The sequence below is a fragment of the Streptomyces africanus genome (genome assembly GCF_002150735.1).
GTDB lineage: Bacteria > Actinomycetota > Actinomycetes > Streptomycetales > Streptomycetaceae > Streptomyces > Streptomyces africanus.
On the sequence record NZ_MUKA01000487.1, the window covers coordinates 1 to 8168 of the forward strand.

Below are 8168 nucleotides of genomic sequence, written 5' to 3' on the forward strand. Positions count from 1 at the left end.
TGCGCAGGCGGTCCTGGTCGGGCTCCTCGCCTCCGACCAGGATGCGCCGCATCTGCGGTACGACCACGGTCCAGTTGGCCAGGGCCGTCAGCAGGAACAGCAGGTCGGCCGCCGGGATGGCGTCGGTGACGACTCCGCGGTCCTGGCCGTCCCGGAGGGCGGCGACCTTGCGGGCGTAGTGCTCCTGGCGGTCGGATTCGTGGGGCAGTTCGTCGCTGCCGTACTCCAGGCCCTCCCAGAAGAGCAGGCGCAGCAGTTCCGGGTGGGCGGCGTGGTAGTCCATGAGGCGGTCGACCCAGCCGCCGATGTCGTCCGGGTCGACGGGGACGGCCTCGGCGAGGTGGAGCATCTTCTTCTCGAGGACGATCGCGAAGAGCTCCGCCTTGTTGCCGAAGTAGGCGTAGATCAACTGCTTGTTGGCCTTCGCCTCGGCGGCGATGCGGTCGATGCGGGCTCCGGCGATGCCGTGCCGGGCGAACTCGGCGACCGCCGCCTCGAAGATCCGGGCCTTGGTGGCCTCGGGGTCCCTTGCTGCCATGGGGAGAGGGTAGCGCGCCGAGTAACCAACGGGTTGGTTGACAGGGAATCGCAGGACGGCCCAGACTGTTGCCTCATTGTCCAACCAACCAGTTAGTTGTTAGAGCCGACTCCAAGGAGTCCTCCTTCCATGCCGTCAGCGACCACGACCACGTCACCCCGGGCCGGCACGGCCCCCGTGCGGCAGGCACCCACGCCCTCCCCCGGTCTCTTCCTCACCCTGATCGCGGTGTGCAGCGCGGTCACCGCCGCCAACATCTACCTCGCCGCTCCGCTGCTCTCGCTCATGGCCCGCGACTTCGGCTCGGCGCCCTCGGCCGTCGCCTGGATCGCCTCGGTCGCGCAGCTCGGTTACGCGGTCGGCCTGCTGTTCTTCGCCCCGCTGGGCGACAGCGCGAACCGGCGCCGGCTGGTCGGCGGGCTCACGCTCGTCACCACCGCCGCGCTGGCCGCCAGTGCGGCCGCCCCGGGGGTCACCGCCCTCGCGGTCGCCATGTTCGTCGCCTCGGCCGCGACCGTGATCCCGCAGCTGCTCGTCCCGCTGGTCGCCGAACGCGCCCCGGCCGAGCGGCGTGGCCGCCATGTCGCGGCCGTCATCGCGGGCCTGTTCGCCGGCATCGTCGCCGCCCGGGTGCTGGGCGGACTGGCCGGGCAGGCCTTCGGGTGGCGGTGGGTGTTCGCGGGCGCGGCCGCTCTCACCCTCGTCCTGGGGCTCGCGACCGCCCTCGTCCTGCCGTCGCAGCGGCGGCGGGAAGGCCCGCTGTTCGCCGGGCTCGCCGCGCTGCCCTCGGTGCTGCGCCAGTCGCCCGACCTGTGGCGTGCCTGCGTGCGGCAGGCCGGGATGTTCGGGGCGTGGAGCGCGCTGTGGACCTCGCTCGCCCTGCTGCTGACCGGGCCGGAGTACGGGCTGTCCACAGCGACAGCCGGGCTCTTCGGGCTGTTCGGGCTGACGGCGAGTGCGGTGGCGCCGCTGGCCGGCGGGCTCGTGGACCGGTTCGGCGCGGGGCGGGTCGTGCGGTCCGCGTATCTGCTCGCCGCCGTGTCCGTGCCGCTGTTCTGGCTGGGCGGGCACACGCTGGGCGCGCTGTTCGCCGCCGCGGTGCTGATCCACGCGGCGCTGGTGGCGTCCCACGTCGCCAACCAGACCCTCGCTCTGACCGCCACGTCCACCCCGGCCACCGCCAACACCGCCTATGTCGTCGCCGGTTTCGCGGGCGGCGCCGGTGCCTCGGCCCTCGCCGGGTTCGCCTTCAGCCACTCCGGCTGGGGCGGGGTGTGCGCGGTGGCGGGCGTGTGGCTGGTGCTGGGGTGGGGGCTGACCGCCGTACGGCGGTGACGGCGGTCCAGGCCCACCCGGGTGTACCGCGGGCTCAGAGCCGGGTGATGTCCAGCTCCCCCTGCGCGTACTGCCTGCGCAGCACCTTCTTGTCGAACTTGCCGACGCTCGTCTTCGGCACCGCCTCGATGACCGTCCAGCGCTCGGGGAGCTGCCACTTGGCGATGCCGCCCTCCTCGGCGAGGAAGGCGCGCAGGGTCTCGAAGGTGGCGGTGGCGCCCTCCTTGAGGACGACCGTGGCCAGGGGCCGCTCGCCCCACTTGTCGTCGGGGACGGCGACGACGGCCGCCTCGGCCACCTCCGGGTGGGACATGAGGGCGTTCTCCAGCTCCACCGACGAGATCCACTCGCCGCCGGACTTGATGACGTCCTTGGCCCGGTCGGTGAGGGTGAGGTAGCCGTCGGGGGAGATCGTCCCCACGTCGCCCGTCTTGAGCCAGCCGTCCTCGCTGAACTTGTCGGCGGGGCGCAGGGGGTCGGTGCCCGGTCCGTTGTAGTAGGCGCCGGCGATCCACGGGCCGCGCACCTCCAGCTCGCCGGCCGACTCGCCGTCCCAGGGGAGGCGTTCGCCGCCCGGGCCGGTCAGCCGGGCCTCGACACCGGCCGGGAAGCGGCCCTGGGTGAGGCGGTAGGCGAACTCGTCCTCCGTGCCCACCACGGCGGCCGGGGGACGGGCGACCGTGCCGAGCGGGGACGTCTCCGTCATGCCCCAGGCGTGGCAGACCCGCATGCCCAGCTTGTCGAAGGCCTCCATCAGCGACGGCGGACAGGCCGAGCCGCCGATGGTGACCTGGGTGAGGGAGGAGACGTCGCGGGGGTGCGCGGTCAGCTCGCCGAGCAGGCCCTGCCAGATGGTCGGGACGGCGGCGGCGTGGGTCGGCTTCTCGCCCTCGATCATCGCGGCGAGCGGGGCCGGCTGGAGGAAGCGGTCCGGCATCAGCAGGTTCACGCCGGTCATGAAGGTCGCGTGCGGCAGCCCCCACGCGTTCACGTGGAACTGCGGCACCACGACCAGCGAGGTGTCCTGGTCGGTCAGGCCCATCGACTGGGCCATGTTGACCTGCATGGAGTGCAGATAGATGGAGCGGTGGCTGTAGACCACGCCCTTGGGGTCGCCGGTGGTGCCGGAGGTGTAGCACATGGAGGCGGCCTGGCGTTCGTCCAGCTCGGGCCAGTCGTACGCGGTGGGCTTCCCGGCGATCAGGTCGTCGTACTCGTGGATTCGCGCGGTCGCGTCCGCGAGCAGGGAGCGGTCCCCGGGGCCGGAGACGACCACGTGCTCGACCGTCTTCAGGTGCGGGAGCAGCGGGGCGAGCAGCGGGAGCAGCGAACCGTTGGCGATGATCACGCGGTCGGCCGCGTGGTTGACGATCCAGGCCAGCTGCTCGGGCGGGAGCCGGAGGTTCAGGGTGTGGAGGACCGCGCCCATGGAGGGGATCGCGAAGTAGGCCTCCACATGCTCGGCGTTGTTCCACATCAGGGTGGCGACCCGGTCGTCGTCACCGACGCCGAGGTCCTCGCGCAGGGCGTGGGCGAGCTGGGCCGCGCGGGCGCCGATCTCGGCGAAGGAGCGGCGGTGCGGTTCGTCCTCACCGGTCCAGGTGGTCACCTGCGACGTCCCGTGGATCGTCGACCCGTGGGTCAGGATCCTCGAGATCAGCAGCGGTACGTCCTGCATGGTGCTCAGCACGGCGTCCTCCCGGGCGACATTGCCTACGCGGTGGTAAGGGCTGCGCTGATTCTGCGCACATACCGCGCGGTATGTCACTAGGACCGGGCGATCGATCACCTCACGGCTGACGACGGAACCGCTCAGCGGGGACCGACACATCCGCTCACTGGCGCACAAGCCCCAGCTCAGCGTCCTCACGGAGCTTGCTGATCGCGCGGGAGACGGCCGACTTCACCGTGCCCACCGAGACGCCGAGCACCTGAGCCGTCTGGGTCTCGCTGAGGTCCTCGTAGTACCTGAGGACGACCATCGCCCGCTGCCGGGCCGGCAGTCGCATGATCGCCCGCCACATCGCGTCGCGCAGCGCCTGCTGCTCGGCCGGGTCGTCACCGCCGGGCACCGGCTCCGGCTCGGGCAGCTCCTCGCAGGCGAACTCGTCGACCTTGCGCTTGCGCCACTGCGACGTCCGCGTGTTCAGCAGCGCCCGGCGCACATAGCCGTCGAGGGCGCGGTGGTCCTCGATACGCTCCCAGGCGACGTACGTCTTGGCGAGCGCGGTCTGCAACAGGTCCTCCGCGTCGCTCGGGTTGCCGGTGAGCGAGCGGGCGGTACGCAGCAGCACCGGCTGGCGGGCCCTGACATACGACGAGAACGACGGGTACGTCGGGGTCTGCGCCGCTGGTGCAGCGGCCTTCGACGCGCTGGTGCAGACGAGTGTGGTCATGGCTCAACGCTATGAGCGGGGCCACCGTCGGCGGATCGGCCGCAGGTCCCGAAGCGGGGTCCCCCTCAGGTTGTAGGGGTGGGGTTTGCCGCACCTCCTGTAGGTGGAGCGGAGGTACCGGGGTACTGCGGGTTCAACCCTGAGGATCGGCGGTCAGTACGAGTCCCGACGTGGGCACGCCCGTCCCCGCCGTCACCAGGACCCGCTCCGCACCCGGGATCCGGTTCACCGCCGTCCCCCTGATCTGCCGCACGGCCTCCGCCACCCCGTTCATCCCGTGCAGGTACGCCTCCCCCAACTGCCCGCCGTGCGTGTTGAGCGGCAGACGTTCCTCCGCCACGAAGTCCGGTGCCTCGCCGGGGCCGCAGAAGCCGAACTCCTCCAGCTGCATCAGGACGAACGGCGTGAAGTGGTCGTAGAGGATCGCCACGTCGATGTCGGCCGGCGCGAACCCCGAGGTCCGCCACAGCTGCCGGGCCACCACCGCCGTCTCGGGCAGGCCGGTCAGGTCGTCGCGGTAGAAGCTGGTCATCTGCTCCTGCGCGCGTCCGGCGCCCTGCGCGCCCGCCGCGATCACGGCGGGCGGGTGCGGCAGATCGCGGGCCCGCTCGACGGAGGTGACGACGAGCGCCTGGCCGCCGTCCGTCTCCTGGCAGCAGTCCAGCAGCCGCAGCGGCTCGACGATCCAGCGGGACGCGGCGTGCTCGGCCAGGGTGATGGGCCGGCCGTGGAAGTAGGCCGCCGGATTGGTCGCCGCGTACCTGCGGCCGGCCACGGCCACGTGCCCGAAGGCCTCCGGGGTCAGCCCGTGGGTGTGCAGGTACCGTTGGGCCGCCATCGCCACCCAGGACGCCGGGGTGAGCAGGCCGAACGGGAGCGTCCAGCCGAGCGCCGCGCCCTCCGCCGACGGCTCCCGGTGGCGCACCCCGGAGCCGAAGCGGCGGCCCGAGCGCTCGTTGAACGCCCGGTAGCAGACGACCACGTCCGCCACGCCCGAGGCGACCGCCAGGGCCGCCTGCTGGACGGTGGCGCAGGCCGCGCCGCCGCCGTAGTGGACGCGGGAGAAGAAGGAGAGCTCGCCGATGCCGGCCGCCTGGGCGACGGTGATCTCGGGGCTGGTGTCCATGGTGAAGGTGACCATCCCGTCCACGTCGGCGGGTGTCAGCCCCGCGTCCGCGAGGGCCGCGCGCACCGCCTCGACGGCCAGGCGCAGTTCGCTGCGGCCCGAGTCCTTGGAGAACTCGGTGGCCCCGATGCCGGCGATGGCCGCGCGCCCGCCGAGCCCGTCCCGCCCTCTGAGGCTCATGCCGGAATCCTCACGGTCACGGTGCCGGTGACGTGGGTGCCGATGCCGTTCGCGCCGACGACCCGGACGGTCGCCGTGTCACCGTCGACCTGCTCGACCGTGCCCGTCAGCACCATCGTGTCCCCGGGGTGGTTGGGCGCGCCGAGCCGGATCGCCACCCGGCGCAGCTCGGCCCGGGGCCCGAAGTGGTCGGTGATGTACCGCCCGACCAGGCCGTTGGTCGTCAGGATGTTCATGAAGATGTCGGGGGAGCCCTTCTGCCGGGCCCGCTCCGGGTCGTGGTGCACGTCCTGGTAGTCCCGCGAGGCGATCGCCCCGGCGACGATCAGCGTCCGGGTGACCGGGATCTCCAGCGGCGGGATGCGGTCGCCGGCGTTCACGGCGCCACCCCCTGGAAGACGGGCAGCACCAGCTCGTCGTCGTACCGCCGGAATTCCAGCCGCACCGGCATGCCGATCCGCACCTCGTCGTACGGCACCCCCACCACGTCGCTGACGATCCGCACGCCCTCCGCGAGCTCGATCAGCCCGACCGCGTAGGGAGGCGCGAAGGCCGGGAAGGGCGGGTGGTGCATGACGACGTACGAGTAGACCGTGCCCTCGCCGCTCGCCTCGACGGTGTCCCACTCCGGCGAGCCGCAGCTGTTGCAGCCCGGCAGCCAGGGGAAACGCAGGGTGCCGCAGCCGGTGCAGCGCTGGATCAGCAGCTCGTGGCGGGCCACGCCCTCCCAGAAGCCGGCGTTGTCGCGGTTGACGACGGGGCGGGGGCGGCGCTCTTCAGGGGCGTTCGAGGCTTTCGGCCGGCGGGCGGGGGCGTACTTGAGGATGCGGAAGCGGTGGGTGCCGGCGAGTTCGCCGCCCGCCCTGATGTCCGTGCGGGTGGTGACGAAGTAGCCCGGTCCGAGTTTCGTGGTCTTGCGCTCCGACACCGCCTCGATCACCGAGTCGAAGGTGATCTCGTCCCCGGGGCGCAGGGGGCGGAGGTACTCCTGCTCGCAGTCGGTGGCGACGACCGCGTCGTGGCCCGACGCGTCGAGCAGGCCGAGGAGTTCGTCGTAGGCCGCCGTGCGTGCGGAGCGGCGGGAGAGGCCGGCCATGGTCCACGCCTGGAGCATGGCGGGGGGAGCGATGGCGTCCGGGCCCGTGTACGCCGGGTTGGTGTCGCCCATGGCCTCGCACCAGTGCCTGATCATCGGCTGGTTGACGGGGTCCCGGCCGGTCCCGGTGGCGGCGGCCGGGCGGCCCTCGTAGGCCTTCAGGCGCGCCTCGAACCCCGCGTTCTCCTCGTGGATCGCCCGGTCACCGCTCACGGTTTCTGACTGTCCGTCAGATCCATGGTCCCGTCAAGACCTCACAGCCGCCGAAACGCCTGTGCGGCGGTACCGAAGTACCGCCGCACAGGCGCGTGTCACCCCACGAAGCACACCCACAGGAGGCGGGCCGATGCCGGTGCACCGGCCCGCTCAGCTCACCACCACAGCGGCGAGAAGGTGACGGCGGTGTTGGCGTTGCCCTGGTTGACGACCGTGGGCTCCGTACCGTTGACCTGGGCGGTGTTGCTCTGGTTCGAGGCGCCCTCGCCGACGGCATGCTGCTGGGTGGTGGCCGCGTTGCCGAAGTTGTCGCCGCCGACGCCGCTGCCGAGGAGGCCCTGCTCGGCCTCGGTGGCGGACGCGCTCGATCCGTTGTCCGCGATGGAGCCGTTGTCCGCCGTCGCGACCCCTGCGAAGAGGGCGGCCGCGAGCGGAAGGGCGAAGACGGCGGCGATGACGCGGCCGGTACGGATACGTGCCATGGTGTGGTCCCTCCAGGACTTCAGAAGTGCTGCTGCCACCAGGGAAGTCGGCCGACCGCCCCGGTGCGGTACGCGACGTCGCGAGTCCAGAGTTGCCCACCGAATCCCGGCGAACCACACCGGAACCCACCATTCGCACGCAAGCATGACGAGAAGTCGATAAACCCCTTTGCGTCACTTCCGTCCCGGACGGGAGCAGAGGGCGCGTTCGAACCCAGGTGCCGCAACGGCCGAGGTGTTCCCGCGTTGTCCCGTCCGTCTCTCCGCCCCGGCGCGTCGCACCCGTTCCCCCTTTCCTTTTTCGAACGTACGTACGAAACTAGGAGTATGGCCACCACCGACCGGCAGGCCACGACGCTGGCCCTCGCACACGCCCTGTCAGCCGCCGAACGCGGACTGGCCGTCATCCCCCTGTCCCGCACCAAGCTCCCGGCGCTGCGCTCCCCGCACCGCGACGACCCCGTTCCCTCCCCCTGCCACGGCGAGTGCGGCCTGCTCGGCCACGGGGTCTACGACGCCTCCAGCGACCCCGCCCGCATCCGCGAACTGTTCGCCGCGGCGCCCTGGGCGACCGGGTACGGCATCGCCTGCGGCCTGCCCCCGCACCATCTGATCGGCATCGACCTGGACGTGAAGACCGGCACCGACGCCTCGGCCGCCCTGCGCGAGCTGGCACTACGGCACCTGTTCACCATCCCGCCGACCGTGGTCGTCGTGACCCCGTCCGGCGGCCGCCACCTCTGGCTGAGCGGCCCGCCGACGTGGTCGTCCCCAACTCGGCGGGCCGCTCAGCCAGAGG

Annotated in this window: 8 protein-coding genes and 1 pseudogene; 2 read left to right on the top strand and 7 right to left on the bottom strand. The window is 72.1% G+C overall.

Annotated elements, in window-relative coordinates:
* On the bottom strand, positions 1-538 hold a 538-nt coding region (locus tag CCL05_RS40450; protein WP_107400583.1), incomplete at its 3' end, for a TetR/AcrR family transcriptional regulator.
* Between the two features lie 129 nt (positions 539-667).
* Between CCL05_RS40450 and CCL05_RS40455 the strand changes: the two genes are divergently transcribed.
* On the top strand, positions 668-1873 hold the full coding sequence (locus CCL05_RS40455) for an MFS transporter (RefSeq protein WP_086565574.1): 1206 nt from the start codon (positions 668-670) through the stop codon (positions 1871-1873).
* A gap of 34 nt (positions 1874-1907) precedes the next feature.
* Here the strand turns inward: CCL05_RS40455 and CCL05_RS40460 are convergent, their stop codons facing one another.
* The 6 genes from CCL05_RS40460 to CCL05_RS40490 form a co-directional block, all read right to left on the bottom strand.
* Positions 1908-3551, bottom strand: a complete 1644-nt coding sequence (locus tag CCL05_RS40460) for a long-chain fatty acid--CoA ligase (RefSeq protein WP_086565580.1) — start codon at positions 3549-3551, stop codon at positions 1908-1910.
* A gap of 157 nt (positions 3552-3708) precedes the next feature.
* Complete coding sequence (locus CCL05_RS40465; RefSeq protein ID WP_086565575.1) at positions 3709-4269, bottom strand: SigE family RNA polymerase sigma factor; 561 nt, start codon at positions 4267-4269, stop codon at positions 3709-3711.
* Between the two features lie 133 nt (positions 4270-4402).
* Positions 4403-5575, bottom strand: coding sequence for a lipid-transfer protein (locus tag CCL05_RS40475; RefSeq protein WP_086565576.1), 1173 nt, complete (start codon positions 5573-5575; stop codon positions 4403-4405).
* On the bottom strand, positions 5572-5955 hold the full coding sequence (locus CCL05_RS40480; RefSeq protein WP_086565577.1) for a MaoC family dehydratase: 384 nt from the start codon (positions 5953-5955) through the stop codon (positions 5572-5574). The genes CCL05_RS40475 and CCL05_RS40480 overlap by 4 nt, the downstream gene beginning before the upstream one ends.
* The gene (locus CCL05_RS40485) at positions 5952-6884 is read right to left on the bottom strand and encodes a bifunctional MaoC family dehydratase N-terminal/OB-fold nucleic acid binding domain-containing protein (RefSeq protein ID WP_086565578.1); all 933 of its coding nucleotides are present in this window, start codon (positions 6882-6884) and stop codon (positions 5952-5954) included. The genes CCL05_RS40480 and CCL05_RS40485 overlap by 4 nt, the downstream gene beginning before the upstream one ends.
* A 158-nt stretch (positions 6885-7042) precedes the next feature.
* Positions 7043-7369 (bottom strand): hypothetical protein, encoded by a 327-nt coding sequence (locus CCL05_RS40490; protein ID WP_086565579.1) that lies wholly within the window; start codon positions 7367-7369, stop codon positions 7043-7045.
* 327 nt (positions 7370-7696) lie between these two features.
* Here CCL05_RS40490 and CCL05_RS40495 point away from each other — a divergent pair.
* Positions 7697-8168 (top strand): annotated as a pseudogene (locus tag CCL05_RS40495) (bifunctional DNA primase/polymerase); the annotation flags it as partial.

Bases quoted from the DNA above. Each gene is read 5' to 3' on its own strand.
- CCL05_RS40465 (WP_086565575.1), bottom strand. From the start codon at position 4,269: ATGACCACACTCGTCTGCACCAGCGCGTCGAAGGCCGCTGCACCAGCG.
- CCL05_RS40455 (WP_086565574.1), top strand. From the start codon at position 668: ATGCCGTCAGCGACCACGACCACGTCACCCCGGGCCGGCACGGCCCCC.
- CCL05_RS40490 (WP_086565579.1), bottom strand. From the start codon at position 7,369: ATGGCACGTATCCGTACCGGCCGCGTCATCGCCGCCGTCTTCGCCCTT.
- CCL05_RS40460 (WP_086565580.1), bottom strand. From the start codon at position 3,551: ATGCAGGACGTACCGCTGCTGATCTCGAGGATCCTGACCCACGGGTCG.
- CCL05_RS40475 (WP_086565576.1), bottom strand. From the start codon at position 5,575: ATGAGCCTCAGAGGGCGGGACGGGCTCGGCGGGCGCGCGGCCATCGCC.